The organism is Paucibacter sp. TC2R-5 (assembly GCF_025717605.1).
In the GTDB taxonomy this organism is placed as follows: Bacteria; Pseudomonadota; Gammaproteobacteria; order Burkholderiales; family Burkholderiaceae_C; genus Paucibacter_A; species Paucibacter_A albus.
Window position 1 is genome coordinate 245,334 of record NZ_JAJIRQ010000004.1, and the last position, 24,153, is coordinate 269,486.

A 24,153-nucleotide genomic window follows, 5' to 3' on the forward strand; every position below is an offset into this window, starting at 1 on the left:
GTCTTTCGGGTGCAGTTTGACCGATGTCAGGCCGATTTGGTGGCCCTGTAACCGTAAATTTCAGGCATTATTCGAGGCAATGACTATTCGGCTCAGGACGCGTCTATGAAGAAGATTTTGATCGTTGAAGACCAAGACGAAATCCGCGAGCTGATTCGTGTGACCTTGGAGTTTGACGATTACGAGATCGATGAAGCGCCTAACGGCGATATCGGACTGGCCAAGGCCGGCAGCTTCTTGCCTGACTTGATCTTGCTGGATGTGATGATGCCCGGCGGGCTCAACGGCCTGCAGGTCTGCGAGAAGGTCAAGGCCGACCCGGTGATGCGTGCCTCCAAGGTCATTTTGTTGACCGCACGCGGGCAAGAAAGCGACCGTCAAGCCGGCTTGAGCGCCGGTGCGGACGAGTACCTGATCAAGCCTTTCAGCCCGATGGAGCTGATGAAGGTCATCGACAAGGTGCTGGCCTGAGCGGCGCAGCCTCATGAGCCAAAGCTAACAGCTCCCGGCGCCATACCGCTTAATTTGAGCAGAGCCGCGGCCATATCGCTCAAGGCCACCACATGCTGTGCAGCGCCGAGCTCGGCGGCTGCCTTGGGCATGCCGTAGACCACACAGCTGGCTTCATCTTGCGCCAAGGTCATGGCGCCGGCTTTGCGCATCTCCAACAGGCCGCGTGCGCCGTCGTCGCCCATGCCGGTGAAGATCGCCCCGATGGCATTGCGCCCGGCGCAATGTGCGACCGATTTGAACAAGATGTCGACCGAAGGCTTGTGGTGGTTGACCAGCGGCCCATCGCGCACTTCCACCACATATTGGGCGCCGCTGCGCTTGAGCTGCATATGCCGCCCGCCCGGGGCGACCAGCACGCGGCCATTGATGACGCGGTCGCCGTCCTTGGCTTCCATCACTTCCAGGTCGGTCACGGTGTTGAGCCGGGCCGCAAAAGAATGGGTGAATTTCTCCGGCATATGTTGCACCAGCACGATGCCTGGGCAGGTGCGGGGCAGTTGCTTGAGCACAGATTCAATGGTCTGTACCCCGCCGGTGGAGCTGCCGAAGGCAATCACGCGGTCGGTGGTTTCGGCCATGGCCATGGCGCTGATGGCCATGATGGGGGAGGGCCGACTCGCGCGGCCCGCACTCATTTGCTGGGTTTGCAGGCCTGAGCCCTGGCCGGCGATTTGACCGGCCATTTGAGCGGCTATTTGACCGGCCATCTGGCTGGGCAAGGCGCGCACATTGGCGCGCGCCGCTGCCCGCACCGCGCCCACCAGGCCATTGCCCGGGTCTTCCAGAAAGTCGCGCAAGCCAATCTTGGGTTTGGTGACAAAGCCGACCGCGCCGGCCGCCAAGGCCTGCATGGTGGTTTCGCAGCCGGCCTCGGTCAGCGTCGAGCACATCACCACCGGCATCGGGTGTTCGCTCATCACGCGCTTCAAAAACGTAATGCCGTCCATGCGCGGCATCTCGACGTCCAGCACCAGCACGTCGGGCCAATCGGCCTCTAATTTGGGCCAGGCGAACAAGGGGTCGCTGGCGGTGATGCTGACCCGGATGCCGGCGGCCTCCAACAAGCCGCTGAGGTGCTTGCGCACCACGGCCGAGTCGTCAATGATGGCGACGCGCAAGGGCGCTTGGTTGGGTGCACTCATTTGCGGGCGCCCAGGGTACCCGGCGCGCCTGGCGCTTGGCTGCGTTTGACCTCGACCCGGCCGCTGGCCAGATCAATCACGACGGTGCGCGGCACGTTGTCGCCGACATCGACATCCTTGAGCTGAAAGCCGTTGTTGTCGATCAAGGCCCAGCCTTGCTCGATATTGCGCTCGCCGACATTGAACTTGACGTTCATGCCGTCGGGCATGGTGTCGGCCCCGCCGTAAAGATGGGCGATGTAGTCACTCGGCTTGGTGCCGGTGCGGGCGATGCTCTGCAGCAATAGCTCCACCGCCTCGTCTCCATAGCGGCCATCCAAAGGGCCTTGGCCTCGGCTGGCCCGGCTGGGCAAGAGGAAATGGCACATGCCGCCGTAGCGCTTGAGCGGATGCCACAGCGTGATCGCAACACAGGAACCCAGCAGGGTCTTGAGCGTGGCGCCTTGACCAAAATGCCATTGCCCCGGCATTAGGTTGATGATTTGCGGGATCGCGTTGAGGGTTGAAAACGCTGAAAGCGGAGCTTTCACCGCAGCGGCGGGACGCACGGGCGGCGCATGCTGCCCGAGAGGTGTGTTCCCTGCCGCTGAAGGGGTTGGCTTGTGCTTATGCATGTTGATAGATTGCCGGTGCTATAGCCTTGAGAGGAAGGTTCAGCGCCGCGAGTGACTCCGCATGTCCAGGGTATAGCACGCCACCGGGCTTGAGTCGTTCGATCACCCGGGTGACGATGGCGGTTTTGGCGGGTCCGTCGAAATAGATCAAGACATTGCGTAAAAAAATCACGTCAAACATGGGCAAGGCCGGCAGCGTTTGCATCAGGTTGGCGCATTGGAACTGCACCCTGGCGCGCAGTTCGCGCTGAATCAAAATTTGCCCTTCATAGGGACCGAAGCCTTGCAGGCAAAAGCGCTTCAAAAAATCCTGCGGCACATTGCGCGCGCGCTCCATCGGGTAGAGGCCCTGGCGTGCACTCTCCACCACGCTGGTGGAAAGGTCGGTGCCGCGGATGGACCAGGGCCGGCTGCCCTTGTTCAGGCCAAACTTGTCGGCCAAGGTCATGGCGATGCTGTAGGCCTCTTCGCCCGAGGACGAGGCGCCGCTCCAGACCAAAAACTCCGAGCCGTCACGGTGCGCCTCGGCCCGCTTGGCCAGGTCTTCAAAATGCTGCGGCTCACGGAAGAAATAGGTCTCGTTGGTGGTCAGCTTGTCCACCACGCTGACCAGCATGGCCTCGGGCATCTGCCCACGCACCATTTTTTGAACGAAGACATTGATGTCGTCTTCGCCCGAGTCGGTGCTGAGTTTTTGCAAGCGGCTTTGCACCAAGGCATGCTTGCTTTCGACCAACTTGATGCCGGAGATACGGTGGAACAGCGCCGTGATGGCGTTGAAGGATTCGACGGTGAGTTGGGACATGATGGCTGCGAGGGACTGTTTAGGCTTGTTCAGGCCAGCTGCGCATCGGCGATCAAGGCCGAAAGGGCCACCGGCGACAAGACTTGATCTAGATTGAGCAGCGCCGCGTAACCACTCGCCACATTGACCATGCCGGCCAGAAACTCGCCCGCCACGCCCACGCCCAAGCTGGGCACAGGCTCGATCCGTTTGGAGTCCACGTCCAGAACCTCGAACACCGCGTCCACCAGCACGCCGGCAATCAAGCGGTCGAAGTCGTCATCGCCCTTAGCCTCCACCACGATGATGGCGGAGCGGCGGCCTATCACGGTGGGGCCAAAGCCAAAGCGCGCACTGAGGTCGATCACCGGCACCACCGCGCCGCGCAGATTCATCACCCCGCGCACAAAGTCGGGGGTCTGCGGCAGCGGCGTCATGCGCCCCACTTCGAGGATTTCGCGCACCGCCTCAATCGGCACCACCAGGGTTTCATGCCCGACGGCCAAGCGCAGCATCTGGCACATGGGGCCGGCAGCGGCTTGTTCGGCGATAGCGCCGCGCAGGCGGTCGGCCGGGGCTTCGCGTGTGGATCTGCTCATGCTGAGTCCTCAATCAAAAACGTTTGAAAAACGATTCATCCACTTCGCCCCCGCCGGGCTTGACGGGCTTGCTCGGTCTGCCCTGGCTGCTGGCGGCTGGGGCCGGGCTGGGTGAGGCGCCCTGTGTGTTGCCTTGTGAGCTGCCATTTGAGCTGCCGCTTGGCGCTTTGTATTGCTGCAACTTTTGCGCAACCGATTGAGGGCGCTTGGGCGCCGCCATGCCGGCCTTGCCTGGGGCACTGTGATGGGGAGTGAACTTGTCGGCGCTGTTGTCGGTATGGCGCGCGGCCCTGTCATCGGCCAGCTTGAAAAAGGCCATCTGGTCTTGCAACTGCGCCGCTTGCGCCGACAGCTGCTCGGCCGTGGCCGACAGTTGCTCGGAGGCCGAGGCGGTTTGCTGCGTGGTGGCCGACAGATGGTTCATCGCCGCATTGATCTGCGCCACGCCCTCGGCTTGCTCGCTGGACGCAGCCGAAATCTCCTGCACCAGCTCCGAGGTCTTCTGGATCGAGGGCACCATATTGCTGAGCAGCGTGCCGGCCTGCTCGGCCATTTGCACGCTGTTTCCCGCCAGCGTGCCGATTTCCTGTGCGGCCACCTGGCTGCGCTCGGCCAGCTTGCGCACCTCGGCCGCCACCACAGCAAAGCCCTTGCCATGTTCACCCGCTCTGGCCGCTTCAATCGCCGCATTCAGGGCCAGCAGATTGGTTTGATAGGCGATGTCATCGATGATGGAAATCTTGGTGGCGATTTGCTTCATCGCCTCGACCGTTTGATTGACGGCTTGCCCGCCTTGTATCGCCTCTTTGGCCGCCTGCGTAGCCATGCCGTCGGTCAGGTTGGCGCTGTCGGAGTTCTGTTTCACCGACGCAGCCATCTCATGCAGCTGCGCCGTGGTCTCTTCGACGCTGGCGGCTTGCTGCGAGGCCGAGTGCGACAGGCTCTGCGAGGTTTGTGACACCTGATCCGAGGCGCCGCTCAGTTGATCGGCCGCAGTGCGTACCTCGCGGATGGTGCTGCTGACGGTATCGACCAGGGTGTTGAACTTCTCGCCCAGCATGCGGAAGAAGGGCTCCTTGCCTTCGAGCGGTACACGCTGCGCGAAGTCGCCATGGGTGGCGCCGTCGACCATGCCACCGATCTCGTTTTCCACCGCAACTTCCAGCGTGCGGTCTTTCCACTCCACCACCGTGCCCAGGCGCACGCCTGCGCTGTCATTGATCGGGTTGGCGGTCAAGCCGAAGGTGAGGCTGCTGACCTTCAGCTCGGTCTTGTACTCGCCCTTCAAAGCGCCGAGCAGATTGCGCTGATGCGCCGGGTTACGGTGGAACTGGTCGAAGTTGGAGCCGACGATGGCGCGCGCATTGAATTGCGGCAAGACCTTGCGCAGCTCGCCCTCGTTGCGTTGCATCATCTGGGCGGCCGAAGCGTTGTTGTAGATGATGTTGCCGTCGGGGTCGGCGATCATCACATTGGTGGAGCAGATGTCCAGTGCCTGCTTGACCCGCGAGTTTTCCGCCGCCAGCAAGGCCTCGCGCTCCAGCGCCGCCAACTCGGCCGTCATGTCCTTCCACTCGACTACCGTGCCCAGGCGTTTGCCGGCAGTGATCACCGGATTGACGATCAAGTCAAAGCGCCGCCCGCCGATGTTCAAGCGGGTTTTGTGAGCGCCTGTCAGGCGATCCAGCATGCCGCGTTGATGGGCCGGGTTCTTGTGGAATCCGTCGATATTGGTGCCCATCAAGGTGGCCGCGTTGAAGTTCGGCAGGTCTTTGCGGATGTCGGCTTCGGCGGCAGCCAGCATCGCGCGCAGCGAGGCGTTGCCGTAAATGATGTTGTAGCCGGGGTCGGCCACCATCATATTGGTGGCGGCAACGTCCAAGGCCTGGCGGATGCGCACGGCATCATCACCGCGCTTTTTGGTGTCGGCGAACTCGAAGCCCAACCGCGTCTGCACCCGCTTGAGCGCCAGCATCATCGCCGCTAACTCATCACGGCCACTGACCTCAACGACGCCGTCAAAGCGACCCTGGCCGAATTGCTCGAACTGGCCGGCCGCGCGGCCCAGCGTGCCGGTCAGTCGGGTGGCCGTGGCCCGCAAGCTCCATGCGCCCAGCAAGGCCAAGGCCAAGGCCGGTCCACCCAAGCTCAGATTCATGGTCGGCCAAGCCAAACCCAGGCCCAAGCCTCCCAGCATCAGCAGCAGCGCGCAAAACAAGGTCTTGCTGCCTAAACTCAAAGTACCCAAGCTGCGCTGCATGCTGTCCACCAGCCCCGTGCGCACGCCCTGGCCCTCGCGTATCACCCAGCCTTGGGCCTGCCCATCCTTGAACTTGCGGTAGAGCGCGTCGGCGGCGGCGACTTGCTCGCGCTCGGGTCGGGTGCGCACCGACATATAGCCGACCACCGCCTCGCCCTCCTTGACCGGCGTCGCATTGGCCAGCACCCAGTAGAAGTTGCCGTTCTTGCAGCGGTTCTTAACCAGACCGGTCCAGGGCCTGCCGTCCTTCAACACCTTCCACATATCGTCGAAGGCTTCTTCCGGCATGTCCGGGTGGCGCACCAGATTGTGTGGCTGGCCAATCAACTCGGCTTCCGCGAAGCCGCTGGCCTCGATGAAGTCATCGTTGATATAGGTGATGCGGCCCTTCAGGTCGGTGCGTGACACGATGGTCATGCCTTCTCTCAGCACATATTCCTGCTGAGTGACGGGGAGATTGCTGCGCATATTGCTGTCTCGCTTTCTTATTGCTGTTTTTCTCGCTCGCTGTGAAACCTGATGCGAACTTCCCTTCAGTGCCGGCTTGGCCTGCGTTTGTTGCCGGAGGCGGCAGCGGCTGCACCGTCGTCATCGGCCAGCCTGAAAAACGCCATCTGCTCTTGCAACTGTGCTGCTTGTGCAGACAACTCCTCAGCCGTGGCCGACAATTGCTCGGAGGCCGACGCCGTCTGCTGCGTCGCGGTGGAGAGGTGGTTCATCGCACCATTGATCTGCGCCACGCCTTGCGACTGCTCGCCCGAGGCGGCCGCAATCTCCTGCACCAGCTCCGAGGTCTTCTGGATCGAGGGCACCATATTTGTGAGCAGCGTGCCGGCTTTTTCGGCCAGCTTGACGCTGTTGGTCGCTAGCGTGCCGATCTCTTGCGCGGCCACCTGGCTGCGTTCGGCCAGCTTCCTGACCTCGGCCGCCACCACCGCAAAGCCCTTGCCATGCTCGCCGGCGCGGGCCGCTTCGATCGCGGCGTTCAAGGCCAGCAGATTGGTCTGGTAGGCGATGTCATCAATGATGGAAATCTTGGTGGCAATTTGTTTCATCGCGTCGACCGTCTGGCCGACTGCTTGGCCGCCTTCGATGGCCTCGCGTGCCGCCTTGGTGGCCATGCCGTCGGTCACATTGGCGCTGTCAGAGTTCTGCTTCACGGAAGCCGCCATCTCCTGCAGCGAGGCGGTGGTTTCTTCGACGCTGGCAGCCTGCTGCGAGGCCGAGTGCGACAGGCTTTGCGAAGTCTGCGAGACCTGATCCGAGGCGCCGCCGAGCTGATCGGCCGACACCCGCACCTCGCGGATGGTGTTGCTGACGGTCTCGACCAGCGAGTTGAACTTCTCGCCCAGCATCTTGAAGAACTCGGCCTTGCCTTCCAAGGCGATGCGTTGGGTGAAGTCGCCGCCATTGGCCGCGTCCACCATGGCGCCCACCTCGACCTCGGCCGCGAGTTCGGCCGTGCGGTCGCGCCATTCCACCACCGTGCCCAGGCGCGCGCCGTCGGTGCCCATGATGGGGCTGGCGGTCAGGCGGAAGCTCGCCGAGGCGACCTTGATGTCGGCCACATGCTCGGACGTCAGCCGTTCGATCAGCCCACGCTGGTGGGCTGGATTCTTGTGGAAGCGATCGAAGTTCATGCCGATCAAACGATTCGAATCAAACTGCGGCAGCTGCTTGCGGATCTCGGCCTCATTGCCGCGCAACATTTGCACCAGCGACTTGTTCATGAAGACGATCACGCCGTCGGCGTCGGCAATCATCACATTGCTGCTGGTTGCGTCGAGTGCTTGCTGCACGCGCTGGCCCTCGCGGCCTTTTTGCAGCTCGCGTTCCAGCGCCGCCAGCTCATCGGTGCGGTCGTTCCATTCCAAAATCGTGCCCGTGCGCTGGCCCTGATCATTGCGAACATGGTTGATGACCAAATCAAAGGTGCGGCTGCCGGCCTTGAGGCGAGCAGTGTGCGGGCCTTGCATGCGCTCCAGTACGGCGCGCTGGTGGCTCGGGTTTTTGTGCATATCGTCGACCGTTTTGCCGATGATGTTGTGCACATCGAAGTTGGGTGCGGCTTGTTTGAAGTCGACTTCGAATTTCTTCAGCATGGTCATCAGAGCGCGGTTGCCATAGATGATCCGGTAATGCTCATCGGTCAGCATCACGTTGGTGCTGGTGTTGTCCAGCGCTTCTTTCACCCGGCCGTTCTCGGCGCTGATCAAGGCGTCGCGCTCAATGCGCTCGCGCAGATTGCTCTGCATCTGCCCCAAGCTGCTGAGCAAATTGCCGGCCTCGTCGCGGCTGCCGTCCTCGGTGTTGAAGGCCAGATCACCTGAGGCGACGGCGCGCGCCGCATTCACCGCTCGTTGCAGTGGTTGTGTCACCGAGCGCACGATGGCCGTGCCTAAGAACATCGCGAGCAAAACCAGGATGCCCAGCGCCAAGCCACCCATATTGCGCTGCCAAGTCAAATGCTTGACGCGCTCATGCAGCAGCGTCTCCAGATTGTCTGTGGCGCCCTTGAACAGTGCGAACTGGGCATCGGTCGCCACCGTGCCTTGGGCGAACAAGTCAGCGGCACTGATGCTGGGCTTGCCGCTGGCAATTTGTTGATCAACTTGTTTGAGAAAGTCCTCGGCCGACTTCTGCGCTGTTTGGGTGCTTTGATTCAAGGCCTTGGCCAGATCCGGGTCGCTCTTCAGTGCTTTTTCCATTTGCCGCTGGCTGCGCAGGCGCCAGAAATCTGACTTCTCACGCAGGCCATGCAGCGCTGCCATTTCGTTGGCGCTGATGGTTTGGCCGCTGCTCATCTGCTTGATCAAGCCGACACCCTTGCCGCGCACCAAGGCGATGGACTCGGTCAGTTGCGGTATGTATTCGGCCACGGCGGTGATCAAGAAATAGGTGGCTTCCTCGGGGTCCAGCGATAGGCCGGAGGCGTCCGCAATACCTTCGATCAGCAGCAGGGCTTCGCCGACCAGCTCGGTGTGCGCCGCAAAACTCGCTGGGCCGTCTATGCTTTTGGCCGACACCTGCTCTTGCAGCTTGACCGTGCTGGCTTGCAGCGCCGTGGCGCGCTGCAGCGTGGGCTTGTAGGCGTCTTCGCCCTGGGGAAAGGCCTTCAACAATACCGCCAGCTGGCTGTTCAGCTCCGCCTGTGTGCTGCTGAGCTTGGCTTGCGCCGAAGCGTCACCGATCAAGACCAGACCCGATAGGCCGCGCTGGATCTGCAAGGAACGCATCACCTGTGCCGTGGAGCGCAATGGGTCTAGCCCCAAATCCTCGGCCTTGGCGGTGTCGACTTGCTGCATCAGGTTTTTCAGCACCATCGTTGAAGGAACGCCGCAGGCCAATAGGGCGATGAGGGCTAACAACACAAAGCGTTGCCAAAGCATGAGTTTGCGCAGCATTGAAAGCATGATCGGACTTCCTTCTTTTTTGACGATGACTTTGAGGATGTAACTGAGGTGTTTGGTCTGGCTTCAGCGTCGGCCGTTCGATGGTCTGTGGCTTGCGGCAGTGCGGCTCGCACGCGAGTCGTCGGCCAGCTTGAAGAAGGCCATCTGCTCTTGCAACTGCGCCGCCTGGGCGGACAGTTGCTCGGCGGTGGCCGACAACTCTTCCGAGGCCGAGGCCGTCTGCTGGGTCGCGGTGGACAGATGATTCATCGCGCCATTGATCTGCGAGACGCCTTGCGACTGCTCGCCCGAGGCAGCCGCAATTTCCTGCACTAGCTCTGAGGTCTTCTGGATCGAGGGCACCATATTCGTCAGCAGGGTGCCGGCCTTCTCGGCCAGCTGCACGCTGTGGCTGGCCAGCGTGCCGATCTCTTGCGCGGCCACCTGGCTGCGCTCGGCCAGCTTGCGCACCTCGGCCGCCACGACGGCAAAGCCCTTGCCGTGCTCGCCCGCTCTGGCCGCTTCGATCGCGGCGTTAAGCGCCAAGAGATTGGTCTGGTAGGCGATGTCATCAATGATGGAAATTTTGGTGGCGATTTGCTTCATCGCATCCACCGTCTGGCTCACCGCTTGCCCGCCTTCCATCGCCTCGCGCGCGGCCTTGGTGGCCATGCCGTCGGTGATATTGGCGCTGTCGGAGTTTTGCTTCACGGAAGCTGCCATCTCTTGCAGCGAGGCCGTGGTTTCTTCAACGCTGGCGGCTTGCTGCGAGGCCGAATGCGACAGACTTTGCGAGGTCTGCGAGACCTGATCCGAGGCGCCGCCCAGCTGATCCGCCGAGGTGCGCACTTCCTGGATGGTGCTGCTGATGGTGGCTATCAGACCGTTGAACTTCTCGCCGATCTGACGGAAGAAGCCTTGCTTGCCGTCCAGCGCAATGCGCTGGCTTAGGTCGCCGCTGGTGGCGGCGCTGGTCAGGCTGTCGAACTCGGCCTCGGCTGCGAGTTGGTCGGTGCGGTCCAACCATTGGCCCACGGTGCCTACAGTTTTTCCTTCTGCGTCGCGAATCGGTGAGGTGGTGATGTCGTAGTTGCGGCCGCCCAGCAGCATCGAGCTGTAGGCAGTTTCGCGCAGGTTCGTCAGGCGCTCGATGGCGGCAGCCGAGTCGCGGTAGAACATGCCGATCGAGCCGCCCAAGACGCGGTTCACGTCAAAGCCGGGCAGCTCGCTGCGGAAGGCCGCTTCATCGCGACGCAGCACTGTCATCAGCGCATCGTTGATGTAAACGATGGTGCCGTCCGCTGCGGAAATCCGCACCGGCATGGCCGCCACATCGAGTGCTTGCTTGATGCGGGCGTTTTCGGCTGCCAGCGCTTGTTCCGCCTGGCGGGCGGCCAGCTCCTGCGTGATGTCACGCCATTCCACCACCGTGCCCAGGCGCTGGCCGGAGGCGTCGATGATGGGGTTGGCCATCAGGCTGAAGTCCAGCTTGGAGACCTGGATTTGGGTTTTGTATTCGCTCTGCAACTTGGCCAGCATGCCGCGCTGGTGACCGGGGTTCTTGTGGAAGCCGTCGATATTGGTGCCTATCAACTGCCTGGCGTTGAAGTTAGGCAATGACTTTTTCAGCTCAGCCTCGTTGGCCTGCATCATCTGAGTGACCGAGCGGTTCATATAGACGATGTTGAGCTCGGTGTCGGCAATCATCACATTGGTGGAGCAAACATCCAGCGCTTGCTTGATGCGGCCGTTTTCGGCCAGCAGCAGCGCGTCGCGCTCATTGCGGGCACGCAGCTGGTCTTGCATATCGGCCAGTGAAGCCAGCAGCCGGCCCGGTTCGTCTTGGCCGTCGGTCGGAATGTCATTGTTCAAGTCGCCCTGGCCCACGGCGGAAGCGGTCTTGATGGCCCGAACCAGCGGCTGCGTGATGCTGCGCGTGACTGCCCAGGCGGCGCTGATGGCGATGACAAAGGACGCCAGGGTCAGGCCGATCAGCAAAGTTCGGGTCGAGGCATATTCTTTGGCCGAATCTTCCGCATCGGCGCGGGCGTCATCGACCTGCAGCTTGACGGCCTTGTCGACGGTGGCTTGCAAAGCCTTGCCGGCCGGGCTGGCTTGTTCCAGCAAAATTTTGGCGGCTTCTTCGTCCTTGTTCAACGCGGCCAAGTCCATCACCTGGTTCACCAATCCGCGCGCCTTGGCGGCTTGGCTGCGGGCCAGCTCCAGCACTTTCTTGTCTTCATCTCGGATCGAGTTTTTCACCAGGGCGCGCTCTGCTTCGTCAAACAGCAGCCGCGCATCCATGATTTTTTTGCGCTCGCCGGCAATAGCTTCTTTGTCGCTGTACAGAATCATGCTGCGCACGACGCGCTGCTCGATATGGCTTTGTTCCGACAAGGTATTGAGCTCCACCATGCGGCTGAAGTTCTCGTCGATCACATGCTCCAGAGCATGGTTGGAGGCTGCCAAATCACGCAGTGCCAAGATGGCCGTTGCGGCAAAAAGCGCCAGTACCAAGGCAAATGCCAAGCCCAGTCTTTGGCCGACTTTCATGTTCTTCAACACCATGATGCTTCCTTGCGACGGTTAGCGTTGCTTGTCCGCCAGAGCGGACTGATTTACCTGTGTGGCCCCTGCGCCATGGCGCTGGCCGCCCTTGATGGCTGCCGCGAACAGGCCCGATACATCCAACAAAAGTGCGACCTCGCCCGAGCCCAGAATGGTCGAACCCGCCAGCGCTTTGAGGTGCTGGAAAATGCCCGACAGTGGCTTGATGACGGTCTGGTGCTCGCCCAGCAAGCGGTCAACGATGAGGCCTATGCGGGTCGGCCCGTCGCGCACCACCACTACGCTGCGACGGCGGCCATGTTCGGCCTCATGGCCGCTTGCGCTGATGCCGTAAAAGCGCGCCAGATCCAACCATGGCAGGATTTCGCCGCGCAAATTGAAGGTGCCGCTGACGTGCCCGGTCTGCTTGGCGCATTCGGCCGGCACATCGATGCACTCGGACACCGCCGCCAGTGGCAGTACATAGTTGACGCCGCCGACCATGGTCAAGAAGCCGTCGATCATCGCCAGCGTCAGCGGCAGCCGGATCTGCGTCAAGGTGCCGTGGCCGGCCGTGCTGCTCAGCGTGATGGTGCCGCGCAGCGACTCAATGCTGCGCTTGACCACGTCCATGCCGACGCCGCGCCCTGAGAGATCGGTGACTTGTTCGGCCGTGGAGAAGCCGGGCTGGAAGATCAGCTGCCAAACCTCGTGGTCGGACAGCACTTGGCCCGGTGCAATCAGCTCCCGCTCGACCGCTTTTTTCAGGATGCGATCACGCGCCAGGCCGCGCCCATCGTCGCTGACCTCGATCACGACCGCGCCGGCCTCGTGATAGGCGTTCAGTGCCAAGCGTCCGGCGGCGGGCTTGCCGGTGGCCAAGCGCTCATCGAAGGTTTCCAGGCCATGGTCCATGCTGTTGCGCACCAGGTGCATCAGCGGATCGGCAATCGAGTCCACCATGGACTTGTCCATCTCGGTGTCACCACCGCTGACGACCAGGTCGACTTCTTTGCCAAGCTGCTTGGAGACATCGCGCACAACGCGCTGGAAGCGCGCAAAGGTTTCGCCAATCGGCACCATGCGCAGAGCCAAGGTGCCGTCGCGGGTTTCTTGCACCAGGTCCATCACGCGCTGGGTCGCTTCCAGCAAGACCTCGGCGCCTTCTTGGTGGGCAATCATTTGCGCGCCGGAGCCGGCAATCACCAACTCGCCGATCAGGTCGATCAATTTATCGAGCTTGTCGGCACGGACGCGCACAAAGCGGGTTTCATCGCCGGCACGGCGGTCGCGGCCCCCTTCGCGGCGCTCACCTTCACCGCTGCGGCGGTCGCTGACTTTTCTTTGCGCCCCTTCAGCGGGTGCGGCGCGGCGCTCGATATGGGGCACCAAAACGGGTGCTTCTTCGCTGGCCGGCGTGCCCACCACTTCGACGCGCAGATCGAAATGCATGCCCATCGCGCGCCAGCAGTCGAACAGGCCCGCACGCGCCTCGGCATCGTCACCGCAGCGCAGCGTGGCGAGGGTCTCAAAAGCGGCCGGGGCGGCGTCGGGCGGCAGGATCTGGATGCTGCTGTCTTCGGCCGCGAACTCAAAGACGCGGGAGATTTCTTCCAGGCTGGCGGGGCTTTCAAAACGCAGCTCAAAGCCCAGATAGCAGGCCTCGGCGTCGAGTGCCTCCAAGGCGGGCAAGGTCTCCGTCAGGGCAGTGATCGCCTTCACCTCGCCGAGGGTGGCCAGGTAGCGCAAGAAGGATAAGGGGTCCAGGCCATTGCGCAGCGCGTCCGCAAAAAAGCGCAGTGACAAATGCCAGTACTGCTGGGTTTGCGCCGCTGCAGTTGCGGCAGCAGGGGCTACAGACGCTTCGGCAACTGCGGCAGGCGGGGCGGCGGCTTCGGGTGCGCCCAAGAGTGCACGCAAGCGACTGGCCAGGGCGGCGCTGCTGGCGGCCACGGCCGGGTCGCTCTCGCCGCTTTGCACTTCGCCCAGCAGCAGTTCGATTTGGTCGCGACTCTCCAGCAGCGCGGCGACGACATCGCCGTCCAGCTGGCGCTGGTTGGAGCGCAAGGCCTCCAGCAAGGTCTCGGCTTCATGGGTGAAGGTGACCACCGCGTCGCAGCCGAACATGCCGGCCGTGCCCTTGATGGTGTGGGCTGCGCGGAAGGCCGAGTTAAGGCTTTCCGAATCATCCGGGTTGTTCTCCAGCACCAGCAGGCCTTCTTCGAACTGGCGCAGCATTTCTTGCGCCTCGTCCAGAAACCCGGCCCTGGCAATGGCCAGAATCTCGGCATCGTCGTCGGTCATTGACATGGGAGCTCCTCGCTAGCGGTGCCACCTGCGCCCAGCTCTGCGCTGGTCGAAGGCCTCAGGTTCTTCAAGTCGGCGCCCAGGCCGTAGCAGCGCAGTGCGGCCAGAACCACGGCGCTCGGCGCCTGCAGCGTCAACTGCCGCTCGCGCTCTTGCATGCTGCGCTGCGTGGCCAGCAGCAACTGCACGGCAGAGCTGTCGAAATCGCTGACGCCGCTGAGGTCTAGGCTGAGGTTGCGCCCATCCAGCCGGCTCAGGGTTTCCAGCAGCAGGCCATGGGTGTCGGCCGCTTGCGCAATGGTCAGCTCAGGGCCGAGGACCAAGCTGTGGGGCAGGTCAGGGGCGGCCATATCGGCCGCTTGATCGTCATTCGAGTCCGACATGGCTGGCTCCGCTTGAATTCAACACAAGGTTGGCAGTGCTTACACGCAGAGCTTGTTGACCGCATCAACCAGTTGCGAGGGCTGGAAGGGCTTGGTGATCCAGGCCTTGGCGCCGGCCGCGCGGCCTTCCGCCTTTTTGGCTTCTTGCGATTCGGTCGTCAGCATGATCACCGGGGTGAACTTGTAGGCGGCAATCGTCTTCACATGGCGCAGGAACTCCAAGCCGTCCATATTGGGCATATTGACGTCGCAGACGATCAGGTTGATCTTGCCGTCGAGCTTGGTGCAGGCGTCTTTGCCATCGACGGCCTCGATGACGGTGTAGCCGGCTTTCATCAGCGCCAATTTCACGACGGTGCGGAAGCTGCCGGAGTCGTCTACTACCAAAATGGTTTTACTCATGGTGGGTCCTCTTCTAGTGCTTGCTAATTTGCAGTGGGGAATCAGAAATATTCGACGTTGTCTTGCCGAGGCGGTGGCGGCTTGCCGTGGTGGAACAGGTGTTGCTCTTCGGTCGTGAAGCTGGCCTCGAAAGCGGCCGCCCAAGCCTGCCGCTCGGCCTCGCCGGCGGTGTTCATATGGGGTAACTCGGCGCTGAAGCGCTCGATGTTTTTGTGCAGGATGTCGACCATCTGGGACAAGCGATCGGCGAACTGCAGGCCGTGCAAAGCACGTTCGCACTGGGCTTGGAGGTCGGTGTCGATTTGATGCAGCGCTTCGGTGTGTGCGCTGTCTGGGGGCAGTTCGGCGAACTTGCAGTGCAGCTGATCCTGCAGCTCAAAAATGCTGGCGAAGTTGCTCAACAACTCGACCGAGCCGCTGTGCAGCGTGGCCTGAATCGCCTCCAACTGACGTGCCCAGATGGGCGCGATGTACTCGGCCATCGGCGCCACACCATGGGCGGCCGGGTCTGGATGCATTGCCGCTGCGGGGCTATGACTCATTCACTGCCTTTCAAGGACAGACCATGACTTGTCGTTGCGGCTGGCACAACACCGCATCAGTTCGCTAGTTTCACCGCTGCGCACTCCCGGTGAAGCCAGGAAATGTGATCAATTTAACAAGCAATACGGCGGATGTAATCAAAAAAACCGTTCCCGCGCTGCCGCTGGTGCTCGCAGCAACACCGCAGGCGCGAACGGCTCCAATAGACGGCCAAACAGATTGGACGGTCCTTAGCGCAAAACTGTAAAAGGGCTGCCGAGCGGCGGTAATCGGACGCACACCTGAGTCTGCGGGCGAAAACACCTGAGGGCAGGCAGGCCCGGCGCATCCCGCGCCGGCCGCAAAATTTTCAGATCAGCGGCGCGCCCCGCTGGGAGCGCGGGGCGCGGGCTTCAAGGATCAGAGCGAGGTGGGTGCCGGCTCAGTGGCTGGCGGCGGGCGCGGCTTGCGGCACGCTGGAGTTCGCGTTGGCGCTGGCGGCCAACTCGGGCGCCCGCGTCACACGGGTCTTGCCGCTGGTGGTGATCAAAATGACTGCGTCACCGGGCTTGAAGTTGTCGGCGCCCTTGGCTTGCACGACGGCACGCCGTTCGCCGTTGCGCAGCTGCAGCAAGATCTCTACCGCTTGCTCCTGCGTGCCATTGCGTTCGATGGCATTGCCAATCATGGCGCCTGCGACAGCGCCCAGCACGCCAATGATCTGGCCCTCCACCCGGCCGCCGACCGTGGCGCCGGCAATGCCGCCGACCACGCCGCCCGCGACGGCGCCGCCACCGCTTTGCGAACCCTCGACCGTGACATTGCGGACCGACAAGACGCTGGCGTCAAGCACCTGCGAAAGGCTTTGGGTGTCGCGGCGTTGGATCACGTCCGGGCTGCTGGTCGAGCAAGCACTCAATGCTGCCAAGGCGATCAGGCCGGCTGTGACAAGGGCGAATTTCTTCATCTGACGGTACTCCAGGGAACTTGACTTCGCTCAACGCGGCGCAAGCGGCCGTCGTTGACAGACGAAGATTGTCCTTCAGGATCCGAAAAAGACCGGAGCGTCAGCCATGCAAGCGACTGGACCGCGGCACGCTGGCCAGCAAGAACTCCATCTGATCGGCCAAGATACGGCGGCCCCGCAGAATCATGTCTTCATGCAAGCTCGGCACATAGGGCAGATAAAGCAGGCTCATATGCGCCTCCTCGGGCAGGCGGCTGCCCTTGCGGCCGTTGCAGCCTCGGCAGGCGGTGATGCAATTCATCCAGCTGTCGGAGCCGCCGCGCGAGCTGGGCTGGATATGTTCGCAAGTCAGCGCATCGACGTGAAAGCTGTGGCCGCAGTAGGCGCAGATATAGCGGTCCCGTGCGAATAACTTGGCATTCGAGAGTGCCGGGGCCTGGCGCCAAGCCCGACTGGGGACGCTGCCGCGCACCGCGATGATGGGGTGGACCTCGATGCGTGACTGCATGCCGGTGCGGCGCTGCAGGCCGCCGCGCATCACTTGGCAAGGGTCGCCCAAGGTCCAGGCCACGCCGTCGCTGGCGTAGATCATGGCCGCTTCACGCGTCGTGATCCAAGCTTGTGGTCGACCAGAAATATCCAGTTGAAGCACGTCCAAGGCGATGACCTCCTAAGCGGAGCGTACTTCATTACCGCGCACCGACTCAAGTGCAATGCGGGCGAGGGCTGATCGGTGGATGCGAAGCCACGCTGTCAAAGCTCGGTCACGAAGACTGCCGAAACTATTGCGCCGCGTGAACTTCTAGGCGGCGGCCCCTAAAAATTTGCAGCAAATAGTTAGGCGTTCTTCTCCAAGTTTCTGCAAAATAGAACGATCGTTCGTTTTATTATGACGACCCTGACTTCACGAGAACATTGCCTGTGTCTGCTTTTGCACCCATGAACACCTCGCCTGACTCGGCCGCTGAGCCTGGGCTCAAGCCTGCGCGGGTGGTGCGTTCGCTGCAAAAAGGCATGCACACCCGCGCCATCATTCTGGAGGCGGCCCTGGGGCTGGCCTCGCATATGGGGCTGGAGGGGCTGTCCATCGGCGCCTTGGCCGATGTAACCAAGATGAGCAAGTCGGGCGTGTTCGCCCACTTCGGCTCACGCGAAGAGCTGCAGATCGCGGTGGTGAAGGAATATCACGCCAAGTTCGAGGAGGAGGTGTTCTTCACCGCCATCCGTGAGGAGCGTGGCCTGCCGCGGCTGCGTGCTTTGTACGAGCGCTGGGTCCGCCGCGTCTCGGTCGAAGTCGACTCGGGCTGCATCTATATCAGCGGCGCGGTCGAATTTGACGACAGGCCCGGCCCGGTGCGCGACGCCTTGGTCGCGATGGTGCGTGACTGGCATGGCGCGCTGCACAAGGCGATCGTGCTGGCACAAGAGGCCGGCCATTTGCACGCTGACGCCGACGTCTACCAAATCTTGTTCGAGCTGCATGGGCTGATTTTGTCCCTGCATCACGATGCCCGTTTCATGCGCAACCCCGGCGCCGTGAGCCGTGCCGGCCTGGGCTTCGAGCGCACGATTCAGTTTTATGCCACGCCGCTTGGGCTGCAAATAGACGAGCAGACCAAGCCCAAATCCAAATCAGCCAAACCTCGGGTCGCAGCCAAGAAGCGCGCCTGATTTCACTCGTTTCAACCTGGAGTAAGACATGCCGATCTACAACCCCCCACTGCGCGACATGCAATTTGTGATGCACGAAGTGCTGAACGTGGTCGACGAGCTCAAAATGCTGCCGGCGCATGCCGACATCGACGCCGACACCATCAACGCGGTACTGGAAGAGGGCGGCAAGTTCGCCGCTGAGGTGCTGGCACCGCTAAATCTGAGTGGTGACTCCGAAGGTTGCAAACTGGACAAGGCCACCCATGAGGTGACCCCGCCCAAGGGCTTCAAGGAAGCCTATGCCAAGTATGTCGAGGGCGGCTGGCCGGCGCTGGGTTGTGACCCCGAATACGGCGGCCAAGGCCTGCCGCTGGTGGTCAATCAGTCTTTTTACGAGATGATGAACTCGGCCAACCAGGCCTGGACCATGTACCCGGGTCTGAGCCACGGCGCCTACGAATGCCTGCATGCCCATGGCACGCCAGAGCAAAAGGCGATCTATCTGCCCAAGCTGACCAGCGGTGAGTGGACCGGCACCATGTGCCTGACCGAGCCGCATTGCGGCACCGATTTGGGCATGCTGCGCAGCAAGGCCCAGCCGCAGGCGGATGGCACATACAAGATCAGCGGCGCCAAGATCTTCATCTCGGCCGGTGAGCATGACATGGTCGAGAACATCGTCCACTTGGTGCTGGCCCGCCTGCCCGACGCACCGGAAGGCTCCAAAGGCATTTCGCTCTTCATCGTGCCGAAGTTTTTGGTCAATGCCGATGGCAGCATCGGTGCTCGCAACGGTATCTTCTGCGCCGGCCTTGAGCACAAGATGGGCATCCACGCCAACTCGACCTGCCAGATGGTCTTGGAAGACGCTGTCGGCACCTTGGTCGGTCAGCCCAACAAGGGCCTGGCGGCGATGTTCGTGATGATGAACGCGGCCCGCCTCGGTGTGGGTAACCAGTCACTCGGACTGACCGAAGTGGCTTATCAAAATGCCGCCGCCTACGCCAAGGATCGCATCCAGATGCGCGCGCTGAGCGGGCCAAAGTCGCCCGAGAAGGCGGCCGACTCAATCATCGTGCACCCCGATGTGCGCAAGATGCTGCTGACCGCGCGTGCCTACGCCGAAGGCGGCCGTGCGCTTGCCATCTATGTGGCCATGACGCTGGACCGCGCGATCAGCTCGGACGATGAAGACGAGCGCAAGGAAGCCGAGGCCGAAGTCTCGCTGCTGACGCCCATCATCAAGGCCTTCATCACCGACAACGGCTGGATCGCCACCTCGAATTGCATGCAGGTGTTCGGCGGCCACGGCTATATCCACGAGTGGGGCATGGAGCAGTTCGTGCGCGACTCGCGCATCAATATGCTGTACGAGGGCACCAACACCATCCAGTCGCTGGACCTGCTGGGTCGCAAGGTGCTGGGCGATAACGGCGCCAAGCTGCGCAAGTTCGGCGCCAAGATTGCCGCTTTTGTTGAAGCCGAGGGCACCAATGAGGCGATGCAGGAGTTCATCAATCCGCTGGCCGACTTGGGCGACAAGGTCACCAAGCTGACGACCGAAATCGGCATGAAGGCCTTCGCCAACCCGGATGAAGTCGGCGCCGCAGCGGTGGACTATCTGCGCGTCGTGGGTCACCTGACTTTTGCCTACTTCTGGGCCCGCATGGCCAAGGTGGCTTTGGAAAAACAAGGCAGTGGCGACAAGTTCTATACCGCCAAGCTCTCGACAGCGCGCTTCTATTTTGCGAAGCTGCTGCCCGAGACGGCAATGCTGATTCGCACCGCGCGCGCCGGCCTGCCTTCCTTGATGGAAATGGAAGAAGAGTTGTTCTGATTCGCCAAGGCCTAACAAGCCCCTTTTGAGTTCAAGAAACCATTGGAGACACCATGAAATCACTGATTGCTGCTGCTGTTTTGAGCCTTGTTGCCAACGTCGCGATGGCGCAAGCCAACCCGACCGGTTTGTGGAAGACGATTGACGATGAAACCAAGGCCGAGAAGTCCCTGGTGCGTGTCAGCGAGACAGGTGGCGTGTTTACTGCCGTGATCGAAAAGCTGCTGGACCCCGCCAAGGCTGAGGCCAAGTGCGACAAGTGCAGCGATGATCGCAAGGACAAGCCTGTCATGGGCATGACGATTTTGCGTGACGTCAAAAAGAGCAGCAGCGACAGTGATCTGTGGGATGGTGGTGACATCCTCGATCCCAATAATGGCAAGGTCTACAAGGTGCGCCTGAAGCCGGTGGATGGCGGCAAGAAGATGGAAGTGCGTGGCTATATCGGCATGCCGATGTTGGGCCGCACGCAAACCTGGATTCGCGTCGAGTAAGGCTTGGGTTTTTGACGAGTCCTGCGGGGCTCGTTATCCGTATTTGTCAGGAGAATTCTGTGAGTCGTTTTCAAGTTCGTAAAGTCGCCGTGCTCGGCGCTGGCGTGATGGGCGCGCAAATCGCCGCCCATCTGGTCAACCTCAAAGTCCCGGTGATCCTGTTTGATCTGCCGGCCAAAGAAGGTGCCAAGAATGGCATCGTCACCAAGGCCATCGAAGGCCTGAAGAAACTCAAGCCCGCGCCGCTGGGCGTGGTTGAAGACGCCGCGCTTATCCAGGCCGCCAATTACGAAGAGCATCTGGCGCTGCTGGGCGAGTGCGATCTGATCATCGAGGCGATTGCCGAGCGCATGGACTGGAAGCTTGATCTCTACAAGAAGATCGCTCCTTTCGTTGCCGGCCACGCCATCGTCGCCTCCAACACCTCGGGCCTGTCGATCACCAAGCTGGCCGAAGCGCTGCCGGAAGAAATCAAGCCGCGTTTTTGCGGCATCCATTTCTTCAACCCACCGCGCTATATGTACTTGGTCGAGTTGATCAATACGCCGACGACATTGCCGGCCGTGATCGATCAGTTGGAGTCCTTCGTGACTTCGGGTCTGGGCAAGGGCGTTGTGCGCGCCAATGACACACCTAACTTCGTCGCCAATCGGGTCGGTATCGCCGGCATGATGGCCACGATGATCGAGGCCGAGAAGTTTGGCTTGAGCGTCGATCTGGTTGACGACCTGACCGGCAAGAAGCTCGGTCGCGCGTCCAGCGGCACCTTCCGCACGGCGGACGTGGTGGGCCTGGACACGATGGCCCATGTCGTCAAGACCATGCAAGAGAATCTGAAGGATGACCCCTTCTATTCGACTTATGCGACCCCGGCCGTGCTGGCCGGTTTGATCGAGAAGGGTGCTTTGGGTCAGAAGACCGGTGCGGGCTTCTACAAAAAGGTCGGCAAAGACATCATGCGTCTGGACGGCGCAACCGGTGAATACGTCGCCGGCGGCAAAAAGGCCGACGAGATCGTCGCCCGCATGCTCAAGAAGCCCGCCGCCGACCGCATCAAGCTGCTGCGCGAATCGACCAATCCACAGGCCCAGTTCCTGTGGGCCATCCTGCGCGACAGCTTTCACTACTGTGCCGTGCACCTGGACACCGTGGCCGACACCGCCCGCGAGATCGACTTCGCGATGCGCTGGGGCTTCGGTTCGTCCCAAGGGCCGTTCGAACTCTGGCAACAAGCCGGCTGGAAGCAAGTGGCCGAGTGGGTGGCTGAAGACATCGCCGCCGGCAAGACCTTGTCCAGCGCTGCGCTGCCAGCCTGGGTGACTGAAGGACCTGTGGCCGACAACGGCGGCGTGCACAGCGCCGCCGGTTCCTGGAGTGCGGCCGAGGGTAAATTCAAGCCCCGCACCGAGTTGCCGGTGTATCAGCGTCAAGCTTTCCCCGAGGCCTTGTTCGGCGAAGGTTCTGTTGACGCATTGAAGGCCGGTACCGAGCTGTTCAAGAACGAAGAGCTGCGTGTCTGGACCTTGGACAACGAGGTTGTGATCGCTTCGATCACCGCCAAGTTGCACCTGATCAGCCCGACCGTGACCGAAGGTTTGTTGAAGGCTGTCGAAATCGCCGAAGCCGGCTACAAGGGCTTGGTGATCTGGTCGCCGGACGATGTGTTCTCGGCCGGCGCCAACCTTGAAGCGCTGATGCCTGTCTTCATGAAGTCGGGCGCCAAGGGCATCGCTCCGGAAGAGAAGAAGCTGCAAGACGCAATGCTGCGCATCCGCTATGCGAGCGTGCCGGTGGTGGCCGCGATGCGCGGCCTGGCGTTGGGCGGCGGCTGCGAGTTGGCTGTGCATTGCGCACGCCGTGTCGCGCATATGGAGAGTTATGTCGGTCTGGTCGAAGTTGGCGTTGGGCTCATCCCCGGCGCCGGCGGCCTGACCTATATCGCTCGCCGTGCGGCCGAGATGGCAGCGGCCGGCAATGCCAATGCCGACATCTTCGCCTTCCTGAAAGACGGCTTCACGACCGCCGCCACGGCCAAGGTCGCGACCTCGGCATTGGAAGCACGCAAGAACGGTTTCTTGCTCGACAGCGATGTGATCGTGCCGAACAAGGACGAGTTGCTGCATGTCGCCACGGCACAAGTCAAGGCGATGGCCGAGTCCGGCTACCGCGCGCCGCTGCGGGCGCTGTTCCCGGTCGCGGGCCGCTCCGGCATCGCCACCATCAAGGGCCAGTTGGCCAATATGCGTGACGGTGGTTTCATCAGCGCACATGACTTCTACCTCGCCAGCCTGATCGCCGATGTGGTCTGCGGCGGCGCGGTCGAGGCCGGCTCGCTGGTGTCCGAGGAGTATTTGATGTCGCTGGAGCGCAAGCATTTCTGCAGCTTGCTGGAGCACCCCAAGACGCAAGAGCGAATCATGGGCATGTTGCAAACCGGCAAGCCAGTTCGCAACTAACGGCTTCATGTGACGGGGCTCGGATAGCCCCGTCACCTACCGATCAAGAGAATTGGAAAGAACATCATGAGCAAGCAAGTTCAAGAAGCGTATATCTGCGCCGCCACCCGTCTGCCTATCGGCAAGTCGGGCCGGGGCTATTACAAAAACACCCGTCCGGACGAAATGCTGGCGCGCGTCATTCAAGCCGCCTTGGCACAAGTGCCGGGGCTCGATCCGTCCGCCATCGAGGATGCCATCGTCGGCTGCTCCTTCCCCGAAGGCGAGCAGGGCATGAATATCGCCCGCGTTGGCGCGGTGCTGGCCGGCCTGCCCAACACGGTCGGCGGCGTCACCGTCAATCGCTACTGCGCATCGGGCATCACTGCCTTGCAAATGGCCGCCGACCGCATCCGCGTCGGTGAGGCCGAGGTGATGATCGCCGCCGGCGTCGAGTCGATGAGCATGGTGCCCATGGGCGGCTACAAGCCTTCCCTGTCGCCCGCCATCTTCGAGCGTGACGAAAACCTGGGCCTGGCTTACGGCATGGGCCTGACGGCCGAGAAGGTCGCTCAGCAGTGGAAGATCAGCCGCGAAGCGCAAGACGAATTTGCGCTGCAATCGCATCTGCGTGCTTTGGCCGCGATCGAATCTGGCGCCTTCAAGGACGAGATGACGCCGTTCGAGATCATCGAGCGCCTGCCCAATTTGCTGGACGGCTCCATCAACGAGCGTCGCCGCATGGTCGAGATCGACGAAGGCCCACGCCGGGACACCACGCTGGAAGGCCTGGCCAAGCTGCGCGCGGTGTTCGCCGCCAAGGGTTCAGTCACCGCCGGCAACAGCTCGCAGACCTCGGACGGTTCCGGCGCCTTGATCGTTGCGTCTGAAGCCGCCGTCAAGCGCTTCGGCCTGACACCGTTGGCTCGCTTCGTTAGCTTCGCAGTGCGTGGCGTGCCGCCCGAGATCATGGGCATTGGCCCGATCGAGGCCATCCCTGCGGCCTTGAAGTTGGCCGGCCTGAAGGCTCAGGACCTGGGCTGGATCGAGTTGAACGAAGCTTTTGCCGCGCAGTCGCTGGCCGTCTTGAATGACCTCGACAGCAAGGGCATCGTGCTCGACCGTAGCAAGGTGAACCCGAACGGCGGCGCGATCGCCTTGGGTCACCCGCTGGGCGCCACCGGCGCCATCCGTGCCGCCTCGGTGATTCACGGCCTGCGCCGCACCGGCCAGAAGTACGGCATGGTGACGATGTGCGTCGGCGCCGGTCAAGGTGCTGCTGGCATCATTGAAAGGCTCTGA

General features: G+C 62.0%; 18 protein-coding genes and 3 pseudogenes. 6 read left to right on the top strand and 15 right to left on the bottom strand.

The genetic code is table 11. The annotated features are described in order from the left end of the window. Window positions 1-105 precede the first annotated feature (105 nt). Window positions 106-471 carry a response regulator transcription factor gene (locus LNV08_RS11100; protein WP_263533766.1) on the top strand — a complete coding sequence of 122 codons (366 nt, stop codon included), beginning with the start codon at window positions 106-108 and terminating at the stop codon, window positions 469-471. A gap of 11 nt (window positions 472-482) precedes the next feature. Here the strand turns inward: LNV08_RS11100 and LNV08_RS11105 are convergent, their stop codons facing one another. From LNV08_RS11105 to LNV08_RS11180, 15 genes and pseudogenes are all read right to left on the bottom strand, one after another. Beyond that, window positions 483-1,655: a protein-glutamate methylesterase/protein-glutamine glutaminase gene (locus LNV08_RS11105; protein ID WP_263533767.1), complete on the bottom strand. Its 1,173-nt coding sequence runs from the start codon at window positions 1,653-1,655 to the stop codon at window positions 483-485. After that, a complete protein-coding gene (locus tag LNV08_RS11110) occupies window positions 1,652-2,269 on the bottom strand; it encodes a chemotaxis protein CheD (RefSeq protein ID WP_263533768.1) in 618 nt (205 codons plus the stop codon). Before LNV08_RS11110 ends, LNV08_RS11105 begins: the two co-directional genes overlap by 4 nt. Next, entirely contained in the window at window positions 2,262-3,074 is an 813-nt protein-coding gene (locus LNV08_RS11115; protein ID WP_263533769.1) for a CheR family methyltransferase, read from the bottom strand. The genes LNV08_RS11110 and LNV08_RS11115 overlap by 8 nt, the downstream gene beginning before the upstream one ends. A gap of 29 nt (window positions 3,075-3,103) precedes the next feature. Then, entirely contained in the window at window positions 3,104-3,652 is a 549-nt protein-coding gene (locus LNV08_RS11120) for a chemotaxis protein CheW (protein ID WP_263533770.1), read from the bottom strand. A gap of 307 nt (window positions 3,653-3,959) precedes the next feature. After that, window positions 3,960-4,637 (bottom strand): annotated as a pseudogene (locus tag LNV08_RS11125) (methyl-accepting chemotaxis protein); the annotation flags it as partial. A gap of 768 nt (window positions 4,638-5,405) precedes the next feature. Beyond that, window positions 5,406-6,380: pseudogene (locus tag LNV08_RS23155) on the bottom strand (PAS domain-containing protein); the annotation flags it as partial. A gap of 65 nt (window positions 6,381-6,445) precedes the next feature. Beyond that, entirely contained in the window at window positions 6,446-8,167 is a 1,722-nt protein-coding gene (locus LNV08_RS23160) for a methyl-accepting chemotaxis protein (RefSeq protein ID WP_414858732.1), read from the bottom strand. Continuing rightward, window positions 8,159-9,325 (bottom strand): annotated as a pseudogene (locus LNV08_RS23165) (HAMP domain-containing protein); the annotation flags it as partial. The pseudogene LNV08_RS23165 and the gene LNV08_RS23160, both read right to left, overlap by 9 nt. Window positions 9,326-9,388: 63 nt before the next feature. After that, complete coding sequence (locus LNV08_RS23170) at window positions 9,389-11,872, bottom strand: methyl-accepting chemotaxis protein (protein WP_414858721.1); 2,484 nt, start codon at window positions 11,870-11,872, stop codon at window positions 9,389-9,391. Window positions 11,873-11,890: 18 nt separating this feature from the next. Further along, entirely contained in the window at window positions 11,891-14,161 is a 2,271-nt protein-coding gene (locus tag LNV08_RS11155; RefSeq protein ID WP_263533771.1) for a chemotaxis protein CheA, read from the bottom strand. After that, complete coding sequence (locus tag LNV08_RS11160) at window positions 14,152-14,541, bottom strand: lipid asymmetry maintenance protein MlaB (RefSeq protein WP_263533772.1); 390 nt, start codon at window positions 14,539-14,541, stop codon at window positions 14,152-14,154. The genes LNV08_RS11155 and LNV08_RS11160 overlap by 10 nt, the downstream gene beginning before the upstream one ends. Window positions 14,542-14,580: 39 nt before the next feature. Continuing rightward, window positions 14,581-14,943 carry a response regulator gene (locus LNV08_RS11165; RefSeq protein WP_263533773.1) on the bottom strand — a complete coding sequence of 121 codons (363 nt, stop codon included), beginning with the start codon at window positions 14,941-14,943 and terminating at the stop codon, window positions 14,581-14,583. 41 nt (window positions 14,944-14,984) lie between these two features. Continuing rightward, a complete protein-coding gene (locus LNV08_RS11170; protein ID WP_263533774.1) occupies window positions 14,985-15,485 on the bottom strand; it encodes a hypothetical protein in 501 nt (166 codons plus the stop codon). A 422-nt stretch (window positions 15,486-15,907) separates the two neighbouring features. Beyond that, on the bottom strand, window positions 15,908-16,432 hold the full coding sequence (locus LNV08_RS11175; protein ID WP_263533775.1) for a hypothetical protein: 525 nt from the start codon (window positions 16,430-16,432) through the stop codon (window positions 15,908-15,910). A gap of 100 nt (window positions 16,433-16,532) precedes the next feature. After that, window positions 16,533-17,090: an HNH endonuclease gene (locus LNV08_RS11180; protein WP_263533776.1), complete on the bottom strand. Its 558-nt coding sequence runs from the start codon at window positions 17,088-17,090 to the stop codon at window positions 16,533-16,535. 281 nt (window positions 17,091-17,371) lie between these two features. Here LNV08_RS11180 and LNV08_RS11185 point away from each other — a divergent pair, with 281 nt between their 5' ends. The 5 genes from LNV08_RS11185 to LNV08_RS11205 all read left to right on the top strand — a co-directional run bounded on the left by LNV08_RS11185 (window position 17,372) and on the right by LNV08_RS11205 (window position 24,153). Beyond that, on the top strand, window positions 17,372-18,103 hold the full coding sequence (locus LNV08_RS11185; RefSeq protein WP_263533777.1) for a TetR/AcrR family transcriptional regulator: 732 nt from the start codon (window positions 17,372-17,374) through the stop codon (window positions 18,101-18,103). Between the two features lie 28 nt (window positions 18,104-18,131). Further along, window positions 18,132-19,922, top strand: coding sequence for an acyl-CoA dehydrogenase C-terminal domain-containing protein (locus LNV08_RS11190; RefSeq protein WP_263533778.1), 1,791 nt, complete (start codon window positions 18,132-18,134; stop codon window positions 19,920-19,922). Window positions 19,923-19,975: 53 nt separating this feature from the next. Further along, on the top strand, window positions 19,976-20,416 hold the full coding sequence (locus LNV08_RS11195; protein ID WP_263533779.1) for a DUF2147 domain-containing protein: 441 nt from the start codon (window positions 19,976-19,978) through the stop codon (window positions 20,414-20,416). Window positions 20,417-20,475: 59 nt separating this feature from the next. After that, a complete protein-coding gene (locus LNV08_RS11200; RefSeq protein WP_263533780.1) occupies window positions 20,476-22,872 on the top strand; it encodes a 3-hydroxyacyl-CoA dehydrogenase/enoyl-CoA hydratase family protein in 2,397 nt (798 codons plus the stop codon). A 66-nt stretch (window positions 22,873-22,938) separates the two neighbouring features. Further along, window positions 22,939-24,153, top strand: a complete 1,215-nt coding sequence (locus LNV08_RS11205; protein ID WP_263533781.1) for an acetyl-CoA C-acyltransferase — start codon at window positions 22,939-22,941, stop codon at window positions 24,151-24,153.